At 66.1% G+C, this 21038-nt stretch carries 14 protein-coding genes; 4 read left to right on the top strand and 10 right to left on the bottom strand.

Going from position 1 to position 21038, the window contains the following annotated elements:
• Positions 1-116: 116 nt before the first annotated feature.
• Genes cydD through CYJ22_RS05520 form a run of 3 tightly spaced genes read left to right on the top strand, consistent with a single transcriptional unit; the run spans position 117 to position 5187 of the window.
• Positions 117-1793, top strand: a complete 1677-nt coding sequence (cydD, locus tag CYJ22_RS05530) for a thiol reductant ABC exporter subunit CydD (RefSeq protein ID WP_207760513.1) — start codon at positions 117-119, stop codon at positions 1791-1793.
• The gene (gene cydC, locus CYJ22_RS05525; RefSeq protein ID WP_007588371.1) at positions 1790-3544 is read left to right on the top strand and encodes a thiol reductant ABC exporter subunit CydC; all 1755 of its coding nucleotides are present in this window, start codon (positions 1790-1792) and stop codon (positions 3542-3544) included. The genes cydD and cydC overlap by 4 nt, the downstream gene beginning before the upstream one ends.
• Positions 3541-5187, top strand: a complete 1647-nt coding sequence (locus tag CYJ22_RS05520) for a GAF domain-containing sensor histidine kinase (RefSeq protein ID WP_101601666.1) — start codon at positions 3541-3543, stop codon at positions 5185-5187. The genes cydC and CYJ22_RS05520 overlap by 4 nt, the downstream gene beginning before the upstream one ends.
• Before the next feature lie 107 nt (positions 5188-5294).
• Here CYJ22_RS05520 and CYJ22_RS05515 read toward each other — a convergent pair whose 3' ends face one another.
• From CYJ22_RS05515 to CYJ22_RS05475, 9 genes are all read right to left on the bottom strand, one after another.
• Positions 5295-8879: an alpha-L-fucosidase gene (locus CYJ22_RS05515; RefSeq protein ID WP_101601664.1), complete on the bottom strand. Its 3585-nt coding sequence runs from the start codon at positions 8877-8879 to the stop codon at positions 5295-5297.
• A 256-nt stretch (positions 8880-9135) separates the two neighbouring features.
• On the bottom strand, positions 9136-9750 hold the full coding sequence (locus CYJ22_RS05510) for a response regulator (protein ID WP_034496376.1): 615 nt from the start codon (positions 9748-9750) through the stop codon (positions 9136-9138).
• 82 nt (positions 9751-9832) lie between these two features.
• Positions 9833-10555 carry a ribonuclease III gene (gene rnc, locus CYJ22_RS05505; protein ID WP_007588349.1) on the bottom strand — a complete coding sequence of 241 codons (723 nt, stop codon included), beginning with the start codon at positions 10553-10555 and terminating at the stop codon, positions 9833-9835.
• The gene (locus CYJ22_RS05500; RefSeq protein WP_007588370.1) at positions 10555-11124 is read right to left on the bottom strand and encodes a YceD family protein; all 570 of its coding nucleotides are present in this window, start codon (positions 11122-11124) and stop codon (positions 10555-10557) included. Before CYJ22_RS05500 ends, rnc begins: the two co-directional genes overlap by 1 nt.
• Positions 11117-11827 (bottom strand): hypothetical protein, encoded by a 711-nt coding sequence (locus CYJ22_RS05495; protein ID WP_007588366.1) that lies wholly within the window; start codon positions 11825-11827, stop codon positions 11117-11119. The genes CYJ22_RS05500 and CYJ22_RS05495 overlap by 8 nt, the downstream gene beginning before the upstream one ends.
• Before the next feature lie 30 nt (positions 11828-11857).
• Positions 11858-12328: a pantetheine-phosphate adenylyltransferase gene (gene coaD, locus CYJ22_RS05490; RefSeq protein WP_007588345.1), complete on the bottom strand. Its 471-nt coding sequence runs from the start codon at positions 12326-12328 to the stop codon at positions 11858-11860.
• Positions 12328-12966: a 16S rRNA (guanine(966)-N(2))-methyltransferase RsmD gene (gene rsmD / locus CYJ22_RS05485; RefSeq protein ID WP_101601662.1), complete on the bottom strand. Its 639-nt coding sequence runs from the start codon at positions 12964-12966 to the stop codon at positions 12328-12330. The genes coaD and rsmD overlap by 1 nt, the downstream gene beginning before the upstream one ends.
• A gap of 23 nt (positions 12967-12989) precedes the next feature.
• On the bottom strand, positions 12990-15137 hold the full coding sequence (locus CYJ22_RS05480; protein ID WP_101601660.1) for an ATP-dependent DNA helicase RecG: 2148 nt from the start codon (positions 15135-15137) through the stop codon (positions 12990-12992).
• Positions 15125-16738: a DAK2 domain-containing protein gene (locus CYJ22_RS05475; RefSeq protein ID WP_034496374.1), complete on the bottom strand. Its 1614-nt coding sequence runs from the start codon at positions 16736-16738 to the stop codon at positions 15125-15127. Before CYJ22_RS05475 ends, CYJ22_RS05480 begins: the two co-directional genes overlap by 13 nt.
• A gap of 205 nt (positions 16739-16943) precedes the next feature.
• On the opposite strand from CYJ22_RS05475, the gene rpmB reads away from it, so the two are divergent.
• On the top strand, positions 16944-17135 hold the full coding sequence (gene rpmB, locus CYJ22_RS05470; RefSeq protein WP_003792657.1) for a 50S ribosomal protein L28: 192 nt from the start codon (positions 16944-16946) through the stop codon (positions 17133-17135).
• 169 nt (positions 17136-17304) lie between these two features.
• Here the strand turns inward: rpmB and CYJ22_RS05465 are convergent, their stop codons facing one another.
• Positions 17305-20868, bottom strand: a complete 3564-nt coding sequence (locus CYJ22_RS05465; protein ID WP_101601658.1) for a proline dehydrogenase family protein — start codon at positions 20866-20868, stop codon at positions 17305-17307.
• Between the last annotated feature and the right edge of the window lie 170 nt (positions 20869-21038).

Here is a 21038-nt window from a genome sequence, read left to right as displayed (position 1 = left end):
CTCGCTGATAGATGCGCCCGGTCCCTCACGCAGGGGCCGGGCGCATTCGTCTACGCCGCGCGCTCAGGGCGGGGACCTTTGGCCCATGACGAGGCTTTTTCAGGCACAATAGATACGTGCGTCCCTTTGATCCTCGTTTGTTGCGTTATGCCCGCTCAGCCCGTGGGCCCATCGCATTGACAGCCCTTCTGGGAACGATCACGGCATTGCTCGTGCTCGCCCAAGCGTTGCTCATTTCCGCGGCCCTCTCCCCCGTCGTCTCGGGCAGCGCAACCCTGCGCGACGTCCTCCCTATCATCGGTGGCATCGCGGCTGTCTTTGTCTGTCGCGCACTTGTCGTCGCTGCTCGTGAGGCCGTCAGTACGCGTGCGGCGGCAGCAGCAGTGTCCGAGCTGCGCGGACGCGTCGTCGACGCAAGCATTGCTCTCGGCCCGCGTTGGCGGGCGACGAACGGCGCTGAAACGACGACGCTGCTGTCGACCGGCTTGGAGGATCTGCGCCCCTACTTCGTCTCTTTCCTGCCGCAGCTGGTTCTCGTCTGCACCGTGACTCCGGCAGCGCTCGGCGTCATTCTTCTCCTCGACTTCTGGTCGGCGCTCATCGCGCTCCTCGTTATCCCGCTCATCCCGATTTTCATGATCCTCATCGGGCGTTTCACGCAGGCAGCCTCGGAGGACAAACTCGCGTCGATGAAGCGCCTGACCGCCCAGCTCCTCGACCTCATGTCTGGACTGCCGACGTTGCGGGCCCTCGGACGAGAAAAGGCCCCGCGCACCCACCTGCGTGCTCTTGGAGCGGCGAACACGAAGGCCACGATGGCAACCCTGCGTGTCGCTTTCCTCTCGGGCGGCGTCCTGGAATTCCTCACGACCCTGTCGGTGGCTCTTGTCGCCGTCGAGGTCGGCATGCGCCTCGTGTTCGGTAACATCTCACTGTTCCACGGCCTCGCAGTCATCATGCTGGCACCCGAAGTCTTCGAGCCGCTGCGTCAGGTCGGCGCCCAGTTCCACGCCTCCGCAAACGGCGTCACGGCCTCGCGCGCAGCCTTCGACATCATCGAAGAGGCTGAGTCGGTCGACTCCCCCGGTGCTGCGACCTGCCCCGACCTCTCTTCCACGCAGATCGTGCTGGACGGTGTCGGCGTGCGTGCGCGCGGCGCCTGGGCCCCCGCCCCGACCTCGGGCATCATCGCTCCCGGCATCGTGACGGCGCTATCCGGCCCCTCGGGTGCCGGAAAGTCGACAATCGTCGCCTGCCTGCTGGCCGATATGACCCCGGATGCGGGTCGCATCATCCTGCGCCAGACGGCCTCGGCCTCCAACGACGAGGGAATTGCGCTGTCAGACATTGATCCCACCTCCTGGCGTGATCAGATCTCCTGGGTTCCCCAGTCCCCCACCCTCGTGCCGGGCACAATCCTGGACAACATGGGTGGTCTGCCCCTCGAGGACCTCGAGACTGCAGCAGCGGCTACCGGCTTTGACACCGTCCTGGCCACCACTCCCGACGGGTGGAAAACCACGATCGGCACCGGCGGTGTTGGCCTGTCCGTTGGCCAGCGCCAGCGCCTGGCCCTCACGCGCGCCCTCGCCGCCCACTCCCAGCTCGTCATTCTTGATGAACCGACCGCCCACCTCGATGCCCTCAGTGAGGAGACCGTCGTACGCGCTATCGATGACATGCGCCGCGAGGGACGCACCGTGATCGTCATCGCCCACCGCGCAGCCATGATGGAGGCCGCCGACTCCGTCATTGCCGTCCGCTCCGCCGCCGACGAGGAGGCACACGCATGAACCTCTTCCTGACCCGCACTGAGTCGGCCGCACTGCGCCGCTGTATCTCCATGCTCCAGGTGTCGCGCTCCGGGTTTGTTCTCTCGCTGCTCCTCGGTGTCACGGCCCTCGGATCGGCCATCGCGCTCGGCGGCACCGCCGCATGGCTGATTGCTCGCGCATCCCAGCAGCCTCCCGTCCTGTATCTGACCGTCGCCGCCACCGCGGTGCGACTGTTTGGCGTCTCGCGCGCGCTTGCCCGCTACCTCTCCCGTCTCGCCTCGCACAAGGTCGCATTGGCGGGCATGGACGCGCTGCGCGGTAACCTCTACGATCGACTGTCCGAGGCCCCGACGGCAACGCTGACAACACTGCGACGCGGCGACCTCATGACACGCGCCGGCTCAGACGTCGACGAGGTGGGAAACGTCGTCGTCAAGACGCTGCTCCCCTCCCTCGTCGCTGCCATCGTGGGCGTGGGAACGGTTGGTGTCGTCACCGTCATTTCTCCCGCCGCTGGGGCAATTCTCGCCTGTGCTCTCATTATCTCCGGCATCGTGGCGCCCGCGCTGATCGCGCGATCGGTTCGACTCGCAGAATCGCAGGGGGCGCAGGCCCGCACCGACATTGCCGCCACCACACTCGCGGTGCTGGAGGGCGCCACCGAGCTGTCACTGGCGGGTACTCTCGACCACGCGAAGCACTCTCTCGCTCGCTCCGAGAGCCACCTGTCCGCCGCTCTGGCCCGCTCGGCGCGTCTGTCTGCGCTGGCTCGAGGCCTCGACGTGTGCGCGATGGGCGCAGCCGTCATCGGCGCTCTGCTGATCGGCATTCCACAGACCACATCGGGCGCTCTCGCTCAGGTACTCCTCGCCGTCATCGTCCTTGTCCCACTGTCGTCTTTCGAGGGAGTCGCCGAGCTAACCCCCGCCGCTGCACAGTTGGTGCGAAGCGCCCAGGCTGCGACCCGCATCTGTGCCCTTCTCGAGGATGAAGCAACCCCTGAGCCGCACGACATTCCCGAAGGACACACCGTCATCGAGGCACGCGACCTGTCCATCGGCTGGCCGGGTGGTCCGACGCTGGCCAGCGGCATTTCGCTCACGCTGCGTCCCGGTTCTTCCCTGGCCATCGTGGGAGCCTCCGGCATCGGGAAGACCACGCTGCTGGCAACGCTCACGGGCGTGATCCCGCCCAAGTCTGGATCCGCTCTCATCAACGGCGTCCCCGCGTGGGGAGCGAACCGCGACCAGCTCACCGACCACATCACGATGACGGCCGAGGACGCCCACGTCTTCGCGACCACCATCTACGAGAACCTGCGCGTCGCCCGCGCATCGCTCACCCGCGACGAGGCCTCGGACCTTCTGACGCGAGCTGGCCTCGATCAGTGGGTCGAGTCTCTGCCTGACGGGATCGACACGGTCATCGGCTCCGGTGGAACGACGGTGTCGGGAGGCGAGCGCCGCCGCCTGCTCATGGCTCGCGCCCTTGCGGCTCCCGCTCCTATCCTGGCGATCGACGAGGCATCCGAACACCTCGACGCCGCCACCGCGGACCGCCTCATGGAAACGCTTCTTACTCCGTCCGCTGACCGCGCTACCCTGGTCGTCACGCACCGACTGAGCGCACTCGACCAGGCCGACCACGTCCTCGTCCTGTCTGCCCCCGAGCCCGGCGGCTGTGCACGCGTCGCCGCGCAGGGCACGCACGAGGACGTGACACGTACTCTGCCCGCCTACCAGTGGGCTCTCGAGCAGGAGGAACAATGAGCCACGAACGCACGGATTTCACGCTTCTCCGAGCGGCTCTCGACCTGACGAGTTCGCTCGACCTGAAGTCGGGACTGCAGAACTTCGTTGATCAGGCCTGCGCGCTGACCTCGTCGCCGCACGCTACGATGTGCGTGCTCGACACCTGGGGCGCCACCACCCTGCGCCTGGAGCACCACGACTCCTACCCTGCCCCGCCCGTGCCCGAGTCACTTCCGGCGGTCATCCCCGTCAACACACCGCTCCTCGTCAACTCCCCGCAGGACGCGCCCGACATCGATCTGCCCGCCTCCACCCCGCCCTTCCTCGGGGTCTCCGTCCTCGTGCACGAACAGGTCTACGGGCGCCTCTACCTGATGGGAAAGCCCGGCGGCTATACGGACGAGGACGCGGCCGTGGTCGCAGCCCTGGCCCCCGCGGCCGGGATCGCCGTCGAAAACGCGAACCTCTATGCGGATTCCAAGCGCACCGCCCGATGGATTAGCGCCTCCCAGTCCCTGACAACGACGATGCTGGAGGGCGCGGACGAAGAAGAAGCTCTCGAGCTCATTGCGAAGACGGTGCGCGAGGTCTCCCACGCTGACACCGCGATCATCGTCCTGCAGTCCGTGGGCGACACCTGGGCTGCCGAAATCGTCGACGGCAAGAACGCCTCCACCCTGCTTGGCCTGACCTTCCCGCCCGAGGGACGCGCGATGAGTGTTCTGCACGAGGGAACCGGTATGATCGTCGACTCCATGTCGCGCGCTCAGACGATGCGAGTGCCGCAGCTGGCGGCCTTTGGTTCCGCGCTCTACGCCCCTCTGCGCTCGCGCGGGGTCTCCTCCGGCGTGCTCATCCTTCTGCGCCAGATCGGTGCCCCGGAGTTCGACGCCTCGGAGCTCTCCCTCGCGGAGTCTCTCGCCTCCCAGGCGACGCTCGCCCTCGAGCTTGCCTCCGCTCGCCACGCGCAGGACGTGGCAGCGCTGCTCGATGAGCGTGACCGCATCGGGCGCGACCTGCACGACTTCGCCATCCAGCAGCTCTTCGCGACCGGCATGGCCCTGGACGCGGCCAAGCAGAAGGTCGCAGCCGGCCAGGCAGATCCCGCCTCCGTCGAGGTGCTCATCGATTCGTCCCTCGCCTCCATCGACGAGGCGGTCCGCCAGATTCGCACGATCGTGCACAATCTGCGCGAACGCGACAAGGCAGTCGGCCTCGTTGAGCGCATTCGCCGCGAGTCTTCGCTCACCCGATCCGCCCTGGGTTTTGCGCCGTCTCTGGTGATTACCCTCGACGGGACCGCCATCAACTCCGACCTGGACAACGAGCTGGTCGTCATCGATGAGTTCGACGGACGCGTCGACCCCGACCTCTCCGACGACGTCGTCGCAATCGTGCGCGAAGGCCTGTCGAACATTGCCCGTCACGCCCACGCGACTGCGGCGACCGTGTGCGTGGACGTCTCCGGGCAGGGAAAGTCCGGGCGCGTTCGCATCACAATTTACGATGATGGGCGCGGCATCGATCCGAGCCGGACACGTAACTCCGGGCTAGCCAACATGGCCGAACGCGCCCGTCGGCACAACGGCAGCTTCGACACGGACACGGGCGACGGCGGTGTCGGCACGCAGATCCGCTGGATCGCACCGCTCGAGGGTTGAGCTGTCGCGACCGCGAAGATGACGGTGGGGGTGGATGTTCCAATTGGAACATCCACCCCCACCGCGTTGTGACGAGAGCTATCTATCTCCCGGTTCTCAGCTGAGTATCACCCCAGCCACCGGCCGTCGCTCCCGAAGGTGTACCAGCGCCAGCCAATCCAGTGGCCACCCGTGTACATGTCGCCTCCGGTCCCGAAGTAGTACCAGGCGCCGCCGATCTGCTGCCAGCCGGTGGCCATCTGGCCCGAGGCATCGAAGTAGTACCAGGTGCTTCCCATCGGCTTCCATCCGATAGTCATAGCTCCACTGTCGCTCAGGAAGTACCAGCGCGAGCCCATCTGGAGCCAACCGGTATGCATCGCGCCAGACGGATCGAGGTAGTACCACGCACCGCTCGTGTAGAGCCAACCAGTCTTCATGACACCGTTAGAGGCGAAGCAGAACCACTTGTCTCCCACCATCTGCCAGCCGGTGACCATCGCACCGGTCTCGGGGGTCAGGTAGAACCAGGATCCTCCGAGGTTGACCCAACCGGTCATCTGAGCGCCAGCCCCGTTGTGGTAGCGCCACGCGCCGTCCCAGTACACCCAGCCCGTCAGCATGTAGCCGTTCTGGTCGAAGCGGTAGACGTTGCCACCGAGCGTGAGAGTCTCGTTCTTGGCGTAGCCGCCCGAGGTGATCTTCCACCACCAGCCGGCGCCGTCGTTCATCCAGGTGCCGACAGTGTGATCAGGCGCGGGTGCCGGGTCGGGAGTCGGGTCCGGGGTGGGTGCCGGGTCGGGAGTCGGGTCCGGGGTGGGTGCCGGGTCCGGGGTGGGCGCGGGGTCCGGGGTCGGATCCGGGGTGGGAGCCGGTTCCTCGGCCAGGGCGAGGGTCACGAGACCCGATTCGGCGAACCCGGCCTCGTTCATGGCCATGACGCGGATGACCGAGCCGTTGTTCTCTCCGTCGATGGTGAGGGTCAGCTCGGGGCCGTTTTCCTCTTCCAGGATGGACCACGAGTCGGATCCCTCGCGCTTGATCTGCCAGAACAGTGTCGGGGCGGGCTTGCCGGTCGCCTCGGCTTTGATCGTAACCTGCGTGCCTTCCTTGGCTGTCACAGTGCGGAAGGCACCATCGCCGGAGATCTGCGCATCCTCCGCGGGGTTGGCGGTCACGGTGAGGGGCTTGATGACCGGGGGCTCCTGATCGCCGGGGTCCGGCGTGGGAGCCGCTGCCGCGAAGGCCTCGACCTCAGCGAGCGCGAACTCGCCGAACTCGGTGGGCTGGATGACGCGGATGAAGCGCGCGTCGAAGCCCTCGAAGTCGACCGCGCTCGGACGACCTCCGACTCCGTCAACCTTGATCATGTGGACGCCGTCCACCGCGCCGGCAGTCGCCGGGTTGAAGTTACCGGACAGTCGCGTCGTGGAGGCGACGACCCAGAAGTCGTGCAGGCGCTGGTCGCAGGAGATTCCCTGGCAGTTGTCGGAGGAGGAGCGGTTCCAGACGTTGACGACGCCCAGGGGGTGGGTCTCGCCGAGGTCGACCTCCCACCAGGGGTTGGCCTGCTTGCCCGTGTGGGCAACCGATCCGTTGTCCCACACGCCGTCCGTGTTGCCGTCGACGGCGCGTGAGGCGGTGCCTCCCCAGCCGACCGAGGACATGGACGCCGTCTTGTTGAGGGCCAGGTTGTCGCTGCCCTTGGTGACAGTGAGGGTCGCGCGCTGAGAGGTCGTAGAGCCGTTGGCATTCGTGGCGACGGCGTAGAACTGTGCGCCGTCATCCTCGAGCGTCGTCGTCAGGGTGTACATGGCGTTCGTGGCGTCCGGAATCGCCGTTCCTTCGCTTGCACCCTTGGGGACTCGGTACCACTGGATGGTGGCGGCTGGTCGGCCCGAGGCGACGACAGTGAAGGTGGCGCTCTCACCCGCCTGCACGGAGACCGAGGAGGGGTCCGCGGCGATGACGGGAGGCTGGGTGGCCGCATTCTCGCCGTAGACGTGCAGGGTTGCGCTCACGGAGCGCAGACCGATCGGGTTGGCGTAGTAGGAGGGGTGTGCCAGCTCGAGACGCAGGGGCGTCACCTTGCCGGGCTCAAGAGTAAGTCCCTCGCCGACTTCTCCGGCCTCGATCTGTGCACCGGTCACCTCAATGGACGTGGTCCCAAGGGTGATCTTGTAGGTCGTAGAGGCGTCGAAGTTGCCCGAGAACTTCAGAGTCAGGTCGGTGATGGCCTTGTCCGTCTTGTTCACGAGGTAGGCGTCGTACGCCTGTGCGCCGGAGTAGCGCAGTGCGGAGGCGCGTCCGAAGAACTGCTCCGAGGAGATGGTTGCGCCGTCAACGGCGGTCACCGTTTGCGTGGGCACGTACGTCGGAGCGCTATCGAATGTCACCTTGACGACGGGGCGCAGGTTCGGCTCCGGGTTCTCACCCGACATCGTCACCGTGAGGGTGGTTCCATCCTGGGTGAACTCAAGCGAACGGTCGGTGCCGTCCACGGTCACAGCGGTCACGTGGCCACCGACGCTGGGAAGCGTCAGCGTCTTGCCAGGGCTCCACAGCTCAGGGAAGAAGTACAGGTCGTTGCCCTTGGTCATGACCTTGCCCCAGTTGGGGGCCGGGTACCACGTCGGGCGGGCTCCCGTGATGGCGTCGGGATGGCGCTGCATCCACTGGCCCACCTCGGTGACGACTCCGGAGTCGAAGGCGTCGATCGTACCGTCACCCCTGGGGCCGATGTTGTAGGCGAACTGGCCGCCCGAGGCAACCGTGCCGATGAGGTTGTTGATCAGCTCGCGTTCCTTGTAGCTCTTCGCGCTTTCGTCGCGGTTAGCCCACGAGCAGTATCCCCAGCAAGCCGGGTAGATCGAGCGAATCGACTCCCAGGGCCCCATGTGGAAGTCCGTGGTCACCGAGTTGTCGCCGCCGACCTCGAAGTCGCCGGCCTTGTTCCACACGCGGGAGTTGACCATCGTGTCAGGCTGGAGCTCGTGGACCCACTGGGCCATGCGCTGGGACTGTTCGGCGGTGGGGCCGCCCATGTCGAACCACAGCTCGGCGATCGGGCCGTAGTTGGTGAGGAGCTCGGTCAGCTGGGGCTTGATGACGGTCGTCATCAGATCTTCATCGATGGGGTTGACGTTGCCGTAGGGCTCGGGGGTCTGCTTGGTCCAGTCGATGATCGAGAAGTAGAAGGCGAGCTTGACGCCGAGCTTGTTGCACTCGGTAGACAGCTCCTTCATCGGGTCCTTGCCGTAGTTGGACTGCTTGACGATGTTATAGTCGGTCGTCTTCGTGTCCCACATGGCGAAGCCGTCGTGGTGCTTCGACGTGATCATCAGGTACTTCATACCCGAGTCGTGGACCGTCTTGCAGATGGCGGAGGCGTCGAAGTTTGCAGCCAGGTCCTTGGCCTTGAGCAGGTAGTCGTCGGTGGGGATGTTCTCCCAGGCCTTGATCTGCTCGGGGTAGCCCATGCCCTGGCGGTGGCCGTTGTAGTAGCCGCCGTAGACGGAGTAGACGCCGAAGTGCATGAACATGCCGTACTGGAGTTCTTGCCACTTGGCGATCTTGGGGGTGGAGCTCAGTGGGACCGCTGCGGGGACGCCGGTGGGCGCTGGTGGCGCGTCGGCAAAGGTGGGGGCGCTCATGGGTGCGAGCACCAATGCCGTAGCGACCGCACAACCGGCAAGCATTCGCTTGAGGTTCACGGGGTGTCCTTTCAAGGGGTAATGGTGGACGACAGTGTCCGTCCTCAACGGTGAGGATGAGGCGAACGTTACCCCACAGAGCTTTCCCATGAATCAGTTTGATAGTAGCTTTCTCACAAATCAGTGATTCCCCTGTTTAGTTCGAAACTAGAACGGCTATACAATTCAAGCTTCCCTCCGCGCGGACATACGACAAGCGGGCCGGATGATCCGACCCGCTTGTCATCCTCACTCCCCGCAGGGACGAGGCATTGGCTCAGTTACGCCACGCGGCAGCCCTCTGCCCAGCGACCCAGGCGGCGACCTGCGTGCGACGCTGCAGGCCCATCTTGGACAGCAGCGACGTGATGTGGTTCTTCACGGTCTTCTCCGCGACACCGAGCTTCTCACCGATCTCACGGTTCGAGAGGCCATCACCAATCAGGTCCAGGACCTTTCGCTCCGAGGGCGTCAGATCAGCCGTCGGATCCTCATGATCGACGCGCCGACGCGTGAGCGTACGCTCGTCCAGTAGGACGCGGCCATCTGCAACCGCCTTGATGACGTCCGTGATCTCCGCTCCGCGCACAGTCTTGAGGATGTACGCACGCGCACCAGCCTCGAGGGACTCAGCCAGGGCCTCGTCATCATCAAACGACGTCAGGACAACCGGGAGGATCTGCGGATGAGAGGAGCGCAGACGGTTCATGATGTCGATACCCGTGCCGTCGGGCAACTGCAGGTCAACGAGGATGACATCGGGGCGCACGAGGTCGGCGCGACGCACCGCGTCCGCAACGGACCCAGCCTCAGCGACAACCTCGAGGGCCTCGTCTCGATCAACGATCTCAGCAATGCCGCGTCGGACGATCTCGTGATCGTCGACGATCATGACGCGCGTACGCGCAGCGGTATTTTCACTCACGTGTCTGATTCTAACGGTCAGGAGGGCGAACGCCCTCGGTTACTACTGTTTACTGCCCCGGAGACAGGCGGCTCATCGCATCCTGCGCGGCCGCGTTCTCCGCGTGCTTCTTCGACGAGGCCTGTCCGGAACCGATCGCATCCGAACGCTCGGAGACGAAGGCTTGCGCCGTGAAGACACGCTGGTGATCCGGCCCCTCACCCTCCACCTCGTAGGAGACCTCGCCCAGGCCATGCGCCTGCGCGTACTCGATGAGGATCGTCTTCCAGTCCTGGTGCTGCCCGCGCGAGGGGGCATCCACGAGCAGGAAGCTCAGGCGCTCGAGGATGACGCGGCGTGCCTCTTCCAGGCCACTGGTCAGGTAGGTCGCGCCGATCAACGCTTCAAAGGTGTCGGACAGGATGGAATCCTTATCGCGCCCACCGTGCATCGATTCGCCTTTACCGAGGAAGACGAAGTCACCCAAGCCAATGCGTCGGGCCGCCGCAGCGAGGGGTTGCTGCGAGACGGTGGCTGCGCGCATGCGCGACAGGTCCGACTCGGCGACGTCGGGGTACTGCTCATAGAGCTTTTCCGCGATGACGATCGACAGCACCGAATCACCCAGGAATTCGAGGCGTTCGTTGTTGGCGATCCCGCCGGCCTCGTTCGCGTAGGAACGATGCACGAGAGCGAGCTGCAGGAGCGGGGCATCGATGCGAGTCCCCCATGCTTCCACGAGGGCATCGGTGTCCGTGCGCGGCGGTACCGGCAGGTGCTTGGAACGGCCCATCAGGAACGCCCCGACTCGGAGTCCTCCCCCAGCAGGGACGCCAGAGAAGCCAGGCGCGGATCAACGACAAAGTGGTCGTGGTCCTCGGGCAGGTCTGCCCACTTCTCGCCGCACACGTCGCACAGGCCCGCGCAGTCGGGCGCGCACAGCGGGCGGGGATCAACGAGGGGGACGATGGCGTCGCGCAGCTGGGTCTCGATGGAGATCGTGTCGCGCTCACCGATGACGAACAGGTCGTCTACTTCCTCATCCTCATCGTCCGTGGGAGTCAGGGCGGGGGCACCGGGTTCGAAGTAGACTTCGGCGCTTGCGACATCGTGATGGTCGCGCACCTCGTCGAGGCAGCGCACGCACTCTCCGACGAGGTCGACGGAGGTGGCCAGCTGAACGAGAACACCGTCCTCGACACTGGTCATATCCACGGAGATGTCCAGCGGAACGCCCGGAACGGCAGACATGGAGGGAGTCCCCAGGTCATCGGGAGTCGCCCACACGAGATCCTCGTGCAGGGTGGACCCGAGTGCGCGGGGCAGGCGCGCCAGGGACAGAACCAGCGTCTTGTCACTCATTGGTCAGGTCCACATCGGTGACGTCGACGCCGCGACGCTCGGCAATCGTGCGACGGCCAGCGTCCGTGCGGCGCGCCAGATCGGAGATGAGGTGGGCGAGCTCATCGAGGGAGTTCGCAACGTAGTCGTCGGCGCCCTCGCGCAGCGAAGCTGCCGATCGCTTCGCCTCGGAGACGATCTCACGCGCGCGGTCCTCAGCCATGCGCACGATATTCTCGGTGGAGACGATGCGCGCAGCCTGTGCGTTTGCATCGGCGATCGTGGCCTCGGCATCCGAACGTGCCTGAGAGATCAGAGCGGTCGCCTCATCCTCGGCGCGCGAACGCGTGCGCTCCGCTTCTTCCTCCGCATCGGCCAGGATCTGCGCGGCGCGCTCGTTGGCCTGGTCGAGGGTGGAGGACGCGCGCGAGTTCGCCTCGGCAATGCGGGTCTCGGCGGCCGAGTCCGCGCGGCCCAGGACGGCGTCAGCATCGGCCACGACGGCGTCGGCGGCGACGAGGTCTTCCGGTAGAGCCTCGCGAGCCTGATCCAGCAGGTCGAGCAGCTCGGCCTTGTTGATCATGATCGAGGCCGACAGGGGGACGGTACGCGAGGACTCGACGAGGTCCTCGATCTGATCGAGGGCGGCGATCACCGTGGAGGGACCGTAGACGGTTTCCTCGTTCCACTCGTCCTGAGTCTGGTTGTCGGTCGTGTCAGCCATGGCTGCCTCCTGCGTTCCACCGGGCATGATTCAGCTTCTATTGTCGGTCAGATATCGCTCAACTGCTGGAGGGACATACCGAGAAATATCCTTTTTGAGACCTAATAACTCACGGATAGCACTCGACGAGACGTGCGCGAGGGCGGGACGGGTGGGGATCCACCACGTATCGATGCCGCCGACCTCGTCGTTGAAGAAGGCCTGGGGCGCCTCGTAGTCGAGGTCGGTCGCCGAGCGCACGCCCTTGACGATGAGGGTTGCACCAAGGCGGGAGGCCTCGTCCATCGTGGCGCCCTGCAGCAGGACCACGTCAACGCCCGTCAGGTGAGCGGTGGCGTCGCGAATAAGGCTAACGCGTTCAGCGGGATCGATGAGTCCGCGCTTCGCGGGGTTCGCTCCGACGCCGATGATGAGGCGATCAGCGACGGCGCTCACGCGCTGCGCAACATCGAGGTGCCCGTTCGTGAAGGGGTCAAAAGAACCGGGGAACAGCGCGATCATCACTCCCCCTCATTCTCATTCATCGACGAGGCCGGGGCATCCGCGAGCGCATCCGCACCGTCCTCGGGTTCGTTCGTGGGCAGGGGCGGACCGGCGAAGTAGGCGACGGTTTCGCCCCAGGTGCGATGATCCTCCAGGACGAGGAACGGGGGCCACGTCGGGGCGGGAGCGCGTGTCGAGCGTTCGACGACGATGAGGGCGTCGGGGCTGAGCCACGGGCCGAGCAGGGAGAGCACGGCGGTCATGTCTGCCTCGGCGATGTCGTAGGGCGGGTCGATGAAGACCAGGTCGATGTCTCCGCGCAGGTCCTCCCCGGTGCGCGCGGCCAGGAACGAGCGGGCATCGGCCGTGACGACGCGGGCGGGCAGGCCCGTTGAGCGGACGTTGGAGGATGCGACGCGCGCCGCCGCGGCGGCTTTTTCGACGAGGATTGCGTGGGCGCTCCCACGCGAGAGGGCCTCCAGGCCAAGCGCCCCCGTCCCGGCGTACAGGTCCAAGACGGTGGTCCCATCAAGAACATTCATGTGGTCGAGGCGCGAAAAGAGTGCCTCGCGCACGCGCTCGGACGTGGGGCGCGTGCCGGACTTGGGCACGGCGAGGGTACGCCCCTTGGCGCTACCTGCGACGATTCTGGTCATGCCTCTACCCTACCGGGCACGCCTCACGAGCGTTGCATCCACTCGACCTGACCTTCGGATGCCCCGCGCAGGGCACGCGCCAGCTCCGGATGACACTCGAGCATTGGATCGGCGTCGAGGAGAGCATCGGCTTCCTCCTTCGCCGAGCGAATGAGGGACTCGTCGCGACGAACGGAGAGGAAGCGCAGGTGCGTGGCTTTGCCCGACTGTCCCGCGCCGAGCACGTCGCCTTCCTTACGCAGGCGCAGATCGGCCTCGGCCAGCTCGAAACCGTCTGTCGTCTGCGCGAAGGCCTGCAGCCGCGCGAGCCCCGACTCGGTGAGTTCGTGTCGATGCATGGCGATGCACAGGGAGGGAAGGTCGGAGCGCCCGACGCGGCCGCGCAGCTGATGAAGCTGCGCGAGACCGAATTGCTGAGCGTCGAGGATCACCATGAGGGTCGCTTCGGAGACATCGACGCCGACCTCGATGACGGTCGTGGCGACGAGAAGCGGAGCACGCCCGGCAGAAAAGTCCTCCATGATCTGTGCTTTCACGGGCGCGGGCGTGCGTCCTGTCAGCTCATGAATGGCCACGCCCGCGAGCGCGTGGTGCCCGCGCAGGTAGGCGGCGACTTCTTCGACGGAGGCCAGCGGTCGCGCGTGCTCTTCGTCGGCGTCGCTCACATCGTCACTGGCGTCGATGCGCGGGCAGACGACGTAGACGCGCCGCCCCTGAGCGATTTCCTCGGCGGCTCGCGCCCATGTGCGCTCCACCCACGCGGCGTTTGCGGCGTCGGCGAGGTAGGTGGCCACGGGCGTGCGTCCCTTGGGCATGCCGCTCATACGCGTCTCATCCAGGTCACCAAACACCGTCATCGCGATCGTGCGCGGGATCGGAGTCGCCGTCATGACCAGCTCGTGGACGCCGCGGCCATCTTCACGAGCGCGGCGCAGGGCGGCGCGTTGCTCGACGCCGAAGCGATGCTGTTCGTCGACGACGACCAGGGTAAGGTCGGCGAAACGCACAGATTCTTGGAACAGGGCGTGCGTGCCGACAACGATGAGTGGCTCGGCGGAATTCATGGCCATTTGAATCTCGCGGCGGGCCGCCGGGGTGGTTGACCCCGTCAGGAGACGCACGTCGGGAGCCTCCTCCCCCAGTGGGGCGAGAAGGGCACGCAGGGAGGCCGTATGCTGCTCAGCGAGCACCTCGGTCGGGGCGACGAGTGCGCCCTGATGGCCGGCTGCGACGACCTGCAGGAAAGACATGAGCGCGACGACTGTCTTCCCCGAGCCGACATCTCCTTGTAGGAGGCGCTGCATCGGGATCTCGCGCTCGAGGTCGGCGCCGATCTGTGCGACAGCATCCTTCTGAGAGTCGGTGAGCTGGAAGGGCAGGGAATCGCGGAAACGGTCCAGGAGCGGAGAGCTGTGAGGGGAGGCGACCGCCGGGGTCGCGCGCGCTCCGCGTCGGCGCATCGCAAGCCCCACCTGAAGCACAAATGCTTCCGTGAAGGCCAGGGCACGGCGGGCCTGCTGGTAGTCCTCGTCCGTCTCGGGCTGATGCAGACGACGCAGGCACTGAGCGTGTGCCGGGATGCGAACGCGTTCGCGCACCTGCGCGGGAACCGCGTCGGGAACATCGCTGTCATCGAGCTGGTCGAGAACCATACCAACCGCGCGGGCGATCGCCCACGATGCCAGGGACCCGGTCGCTGGGTAGATCGGAATGGGGCGCGAGGCGATGCGCTCGATGTCTTCCCCGTCAACTCCCTCGAAGGACGGGTGAGTGAGCTGCAGTTTGCCGCGGTAGGCCCCCACCTTACCTGCGAAAAGAAAGGACTGGCCCGGAGTCAAGATCCTCTCAATCGGCGCGAGCTTGTACTGGTTTTTGGCAAAAAACGTCGCGGACAGGAACTGAAGGCCGTCGGTGAGGGTGACCTCCAGGCGTACACCCGATCCGGAACGGTTTGCAATCAGGTGAGCGGAGGCAACCTCGGCGAGGATCGTGACGTCTTCGCCCTCACACAGGGAGGACAGGGGCGTGAGCCGACCCCAGTGGTAGTACCTGCGAGGCGCCACCATGAGCAGGTCGCCGACCGTCGCAACGCCAGCGCCCTCGAGCGCTTTCGCGGTCTTCTTGGGCAGGCGCAGGGACAGGGGAACATCGAGCGCGCTCACGACGAGCACCCGGCCACGAGGCTTGCCCCGCTCTGTCCGCCGTCCCATGTCTCCAGGTCGATCGAAGACGACGCATCACGCGTGGACAGCAGCTGACGCACCGTCGCCACCGTGTAGGGACCGTCATCGTCACGCGAGACCAGCAGGCGCCACGACTGTCCTCCCCCACGCGCGGCCTCGGCCAGAGCCTCGGCGATCCCTTCGGGGTCACCGTCCAACGGCAGCGGGGCGCTCGTCCACGCGGAGAGGGCATCGTGGGCGCCGTCGCGCAGCATCCGTGCAAGCGTCGGGGCGGCCGCGATGCCACCGGGCTGCGGAACGAAGAGCGGGGCACAGGCACGAGCAACCGCGAGGACACCGAGGTCATCATTACTGGCCGCCCGCAGAATTGCGGGTACACCAGGCGCGGAAGCAGGAAGAACGGAGGCAACTGTACCGACCAGGGCGGCACTGGCCTCGTCGCAGGGAGCCACGAGCGTCACCCCTGTGCGCGAACTGGCCGCGGAGACAATGCCGGCGGCATCGCTGGAGTTCAGGTTCAGAAAGACGACGGCTCCGGCACGAGCGAGGTCTTCGACCAGGCCGGGGGCACGCGTGCACGCGATGACGCGCGCACGCTCGACACGCCGCATCGGGCGACGCTGCAGGAGGCGCACGCCGCGGTGGCTCAGGCCCTCGTCGGCCAGCTCGTCGATGCCAATCTGCGCGTCCGGGCGCGCGTCGCAGACCTGGAAGCGCACGACCTGCCCGGAGGTGGGGTGTGCGGCCAGCGGGGCAGAGGTGTCCACGTGCAGGCGCCACTCCCCCATCCCGAACAGGTCAACACGACCCACGTAGGACAGGCGCGCTCCCAGGCCACCGAGGCGGGCGAGCAGCGCGCGCAGGTCTTCCTCGGTTCCTTCCACGATGATGTCGACCGTGAAGTCGCGTCCGGGCGGAGGCGAGGCAGCCTCAGGGGCTCGCGAGTGACGCTCGGCCAGGTCGGCAAGCATCGCTGTGAAGGACTGCAAGATTCCGGCGTCGTCGCGCATGGCAGCATCGATGCACGCGAGGACCAGGGCAATGAAAGCACCACCCGGGTCGATGCGCCCCGTCGCCTCATTCGTCGCCTCCACGAGCCCGATCTGCGCCTGGGACGAAAAGCGCGAAAACACATCCTCGACCTCGGGGAGCGTATCGCCCATCTCGTGAAGCTCGCGAACGGCACCGCCGAGCATTTCAACGAGGGCGTCCGACCACTCGATAGACGAGGCAACGGGCGTCAGGGATGCCGCCAGCATGCGGCGCGCCACGAGAGGAGTCACCCTGTGCTCGTCCCCGAGGGCACCAGCCCACGCTTCAAACAGCGCACCGAGCGCAAGGCCGCTGTGCCCAAGGCCTCGACGGATGATCGTCTCAACACCGGCCTCAAGCGCCACGCGCAGGTGGGCACGGGGTTCGAGGGAGTCCATCGCCGCGGCGAGGGCAGCCATCGTGGCCGCAGCGTTCGTCCCCGTATCACAGTCGGCGCCATCCCATCCATCCAGGTCATCCAGGAAAGGCGCAAGCCTCGCCGCTTCCTCGGCACCGGCGCGGCACGCCTCGATAATGACCGCAGCATTGAGCTCCATGACTCCCCTTTCCTGCCCCGTCCCATTGTCCCCGCGACGGTTGCTGTGTGCGACCTGACACGACCGATCACCCGTGCGACTTGTTGAAAGCGCGCATCATCCGCTATTCTGTCATGGTTGCCTTCGGTTCAAGCACCGGAGGATGCGTTCCCCGCGACCGTGGGGAACCAAAGACTGAACTGGAAGACATACCGAGGAGAACATCGTGGCTGCCGTTTGTGACGTGTGCGGTAAGGGACCCGGCTTCGGCAAGAGCGTGTCGCACTCGCACGTTCGCACCAACCGCCGGTGGAATCCGAACATTCAGCGCGTTCGCGCCCTGGTCAATGGGACGCCCAAGCGCCTGAACGTCTGCACCAAGTGCCTGAAGTCCGACAAGGTTGCGCGCGCGATCTGAGTCGACGACACTGACGTAACGCTGGAGGGGCGAGCCAATGGCTCGCCCCTCCAGCGTTTACCTATTCCAATCAATGAACCAAGGTGCCATCGCAGGTATGGTGAATGCCCGTGACTCCTCGTCACGGGCATTCACCGTTGAGTGTTGCGCCGGGCAACGGAACCGAGGGTTACAGAAGCTCTTGTGCCAAGTCGAGCGGGGTTCCGAAACGGTGGTTCGTGATCGAGACCGCCTGCTCGCGCAGGAAGGGCAGCAGCTCCGCATGCGGGCACGACGTCACGTCACCCGTGTACAGCGCGACGTCGGGGCTTCCCGAGCTCGCACGGCTTGCATGCGCCCAGCGCTGTGCCGATGTCTCATCACGCGGGCCAAGGACGCGCACGCGCATCCCCAGGCCACCCGAGTTCGCCACCATCGACAGGCGCGACTCCCACGAGCTCGCATCCTCGACAGTCACCTCAATGTCCATGGACTCCAGCAGCTCCAGCACGGGCTGGGGCAGTGTGTCGGCGACCGACAATCCGATGGGGCCACCGGCGAGGAGGCCGGCTGCCAGGACACGAACAGTATCTACCAGCGGCGTTCCGCTGCCCGCTCGCAGCAGAACCGGCGTGGGACGGTAGCGCAGGATGTTACGCTCACACGCCATGCCGGTCACGTCGCGATTCGCCCCGTAATCACAGGCCCAGGCGGCCGCGTCTGCGCGAACGGCACGGGTCAGCTCGGCCGCTTCTTCCTCGCTCAGATGTGGCGCGACAGCTCCGCTCAGGGCGAGCACACTCGGGGCAAGAGTCTCAGCGTTCGTGGCTTCCACCGCAGCGGTGGCACCGCGGTCCGACTCGATGTCGCCCAGACCCAACAGGTACGACGGGCCGCCGGCCTTCGTGGTCGATCCGATGGCCGAGCGCTTCCACCCACCAAAGGGCTGGCGGCGCACGATAGCGCCGGTGATGCCGCGGTTGACGTAGAGGTTACCGGCCTCGATGCCCTCCAGCCACGTGGCCAGCTCGGCACTATCGAGGGTGTGGAGGCCCGACGTCAGTCCGTAGTCGACCTCGTTGACGGCGTCGATTGCATCCTCGAGGGTGTCCACGCGCATCACGCCGAGGACGGGTGCGAAGTACTCGGTCAGGTGGAATTCGCTGCCGGGCACGACGCCCGCACGGATACCAGGGGTCCACAGCCCATCACCCAGGTAGCGGGGCTTGAGCACCCAGTGCTCACCCTCCCCCAGAGTCGTCAGGCCTCGCACCGCCTTCTCATCGTCGGGCACGACGACGGGACCGACCTGAGAGTCCAGAGATGACGGCAGGCCGACCCGCAGCGAGGCTGCCGCATCCACAAGCTGGCGCGCAATACGCGAGGAGCGTCCCGCCGAGCCAACGAGGATCAGCAGTGAGGACGCCGAGCACTTCTGTCCCGCGTGCGCGAAAGCCGAGTGGACGATGTCGCGCACCGCTAGATCGGGGTCAGCCGAGGGGGTAACGATGATGGCGTTCTTGCCACTCGTCTCACCCAGCAGGTGCATGTCGGTCTTCCAGGAGCGGAACAGACGCGCCGTGTCATACGAGCCGGTCAAGATGACGCGGTCGACACCCTCATGCGTGACCAGATGGCGCGAGACGTCCCCGTCGTCGAGCGGGGCGAGGGCCACAAGCTCGCGGGGAAGCCCGGCCTCGTGGAAGGCCGCAACAAGCTCCGCGGCGCAGCGCTTGGCCGGCGGGGCCGGCTTGAGAATGACGGAGCTGCCCGCCGCCAGAGCAGCTGCGACGCCGCCCACCGGAATGGCCACGGGGAAATTCCAGGGCGAGGCGACGACAGTGACGTCCACGGGCACAAAACGCGCCCCCGACATGTACGCCTCATCGGCGAGCTGCAACGACGCATTCGCGTAGTGATGGCAGAAGTCGATCGCTTCGCTCACCTCAGGATCGGCCTGATCGATAGTCTTGCCGGCCTCGGATCCGGCAACCTCGATGAGCTCGCCCCGGCGCGCGGCAAGAACATCGCCGACGCGATGCAGCGCGGCTGCGCGCTCCTCGGGGGTCAGGGCCTGCCAGTCACGTGCCGCCTTGGCGCTGGCCTTGATGAGACCATCGATCGCCTCGCTCGAGGACAGCGCCTGCTCGCCAGCGCGCACGGCCTCGACACCCCGCGTCGAGGTGGGGATGGCCGCAGCGATGTCGCGCGCCCACTGGCGGTTAGCAGCCAGAGCGGGATCGGAGTCCGCTTCGGAGCTAAATGGACGACGCGCGCGCTCGGCAAGGCTCCCCCGCTCGGGGCCCACCCCTGCCTCGCGCTCGGCCAGACGGTCCTGGACACGGTTGGGAACGGGCAGCGGCGCGTCCGGATCAACGTCGGACAGCGCGGCGAGGAAGCGGTCGCGCTCACGGGCGAAGACATCCTCGTTCGTGGCGATGTCGAAGACCCCGGACATGAAGTTCTCGGGTGCGGCGTTCTCCTCGAGGCGGCGCACCAGGTAGGAAATGGCGACGTCGAACTCACGAGGATTAACGACCGGGACGTAGAGAAGGAGGGAACCAACGTCACGGCGCACAACCTCTTGAATGCCAGTAGCCATGCCGGAGAGCATCTCGAATTCAACGCTGTCTTCGACGCCGCGCGCGGCGCGCAGCTCATAGGCGAAGGCAATATCAAAGACGTTCTGTCCGGCCACACCCAGTCGGATCGCACGGGTACGCTCGGGCGTCATCGCCCAGCTCAGCATCCGCTTGTAGTTGGTGTCGGTAGCCTGCTTGGACGGCCACGTCGTCAGCTCCCAGCCGTGAATCTCGGCGTCCACCCTCTCCATGGACAGGTTCGCGCCCTTGACGATGCGGACCTTAATACGCGAACCCCCCGCGTCCACGCGTGCCCGTGCCCACTCCTGGAGACGCTGGAGGGCACCGAGCGAATCAGGCAGGTAAGCCTGTAGGACAATACCGGCCTCGTAGCTGCGCATATCCGGCTGATCGAGGATGGCCGTGAACACCGCGATCGTCAGGTCGAGGTCCTTGTAATCCTCCATGTCGAGGTTCAGGAAGGTCCCGTTGTCGCGAGCGAGGCGGTAGAGCGGCAGGAGGGCACTCACGCCGTGATCGACGACCTCCTCGAAGCCCCACGGGTTGTGGGGGCCGGTCACCGCGGAGACCTTGATGGACACGTAGTCGACATCTTCACGGGTCACGAGGCGCGAGACCTCAGCCAGGCGATGGGCCGCTTCCTTTTCGCCAAGCACAGCCTCACCGAGGAGGTTGACGTTCAGGCGGTGACCGCCCTTGCGCAGGCGCGCGAGCGCGGGGCCGAGGCCCTTGTCGGTCGCGTCAACAACGAGGTCGCCGACGATCTCGCGGAACACTCGGCGCGCAGTGGCTGTCACAGTACGAGGAGCGAGGAGCGAAGCAGTCGAGCCGAGGCCCATCGCCGCAGCCAGAGCCGGGGGCAGGAAGTTCTTGCGGCCGGCCGACAGGCGCTTCATGGCCGCGCTGGCGACGTCCAGGTCCGCGGGACGCACGACGTCGTCGACGAATCGAGTGGTGAAGGTCAGACCATCCGGATCGGCGAGGATACGGGACAGGAGCTTGGCCGAGCGCGGCGTGGGCTCATGGGCTGACTCGTCGGCCCACCGGCGCGCGCGTAGAATTGCGCGCTCCCCCAGCGCCCACAGGTCATCGGGGCAGCGTCGAGCGTTGGAATCGTGGTGGGACGGGGTGGGAACAGCGGTGTTCGCCATGCGTAGACCTCCAGGCGTGGATGTGCGACGGTTTATCGGCCTCGCGTGGAGCGTCAACGCTGGACACGCTCAGCACAACTCCCGACGTTGTGAAGGATGCTGGTTTGTCCATCGTAACGCGCGTCAGGCTTACCTGGGCGGGCATCACGGAACGCCGACACGATCTATCA

Origin of the sequence: Schaalia odontolytica, from assembly GCF_002847525.1 — a bacterium.
GTDB classification, from domain to species: Bacteria; Actinomycetota; Actinomycetes; order Actinomycetales; family Actinomycetaceae; genus Pauljensenia; species Pauljensenia odontolytica_B.
This window is presented reverse-complemented; position numbering and strand designations above follow the sequence as displayed.

Excerpts from the sequence above, each read along its gene's own strand:
- CYJ22_RS05465 (WP_101601658.1), bottom strand. The coding sequence starts at position 20,868 with ATGGCGAACACCGCTGTTCCCACCCCGTCCCACCACGATTCCAACGCT.
- coaD (WP_007588345.1), bottom strand. The coding sequence starts at position 12,328 with ATGATCGCGCTGTTCCCCGGTTCTTTTGACCCCTTCACGAACGGGCAC.
- CYJ22_RS05510 (WP_034496376.1), bottom strand. The coding sequence starts at position 9,750 with ATGATCGTCGACGATCACGAGATCGTCCGACGCGGCATTGCTGAGATC.
- rsmD (WP_101601662.1), bottom strand. The coding sequence starts at position 12,966 with ATGACCAGAATCGTCGCAGGTAGCGCCAAGGGGCGTACCCTCGCCGTG.
- CYJ22_RS05520 (WP_101601666.1), top strand. The coding sequence starts at position 3,541 with ATGAGCCACGAACGCACGGATTTCACGCTTCTCCGAGCGGCTCTCGAC.
- rnc (WP_007588349.1), bottom strand. The coding sequence starts at position 10,555 with ATGGGCCGTTCCAAGCACCTGCCGGTACCGCCGCGCACGGACACCGAT.
- CYJ22_RS05500 (WP_007588370.1), bottom strand. The coding sequence starts at position 11,124 with ATGAGTGACAAGACGCTGGTTCTGTCCCTGGCGCGCCTGCCCCGCGCA.
- CYJ22_RS05475 (WP_034496374.1), bottom strand. The coding sequence starts at position 16,738 with ATGGAGCTCAATGCTGCGGTCATTATCGAGGCGTGCCGCGCCGGTGCC.
- CYJ22_RS05495 (WP_007588366.1), bottom strand. The coding sequence starts at position 11,827 with ATGGCTGACACGACCGACAACCAGACTCAGGACGAGTGGAACGAGGAA.
- cydC (WP_007588371.1), top strand. The coding sequence starts at position 1,790 with ATGAACCTCTTCCTGACCCGCACTGAGTCGGCCGCACTGCGCCGCTGT.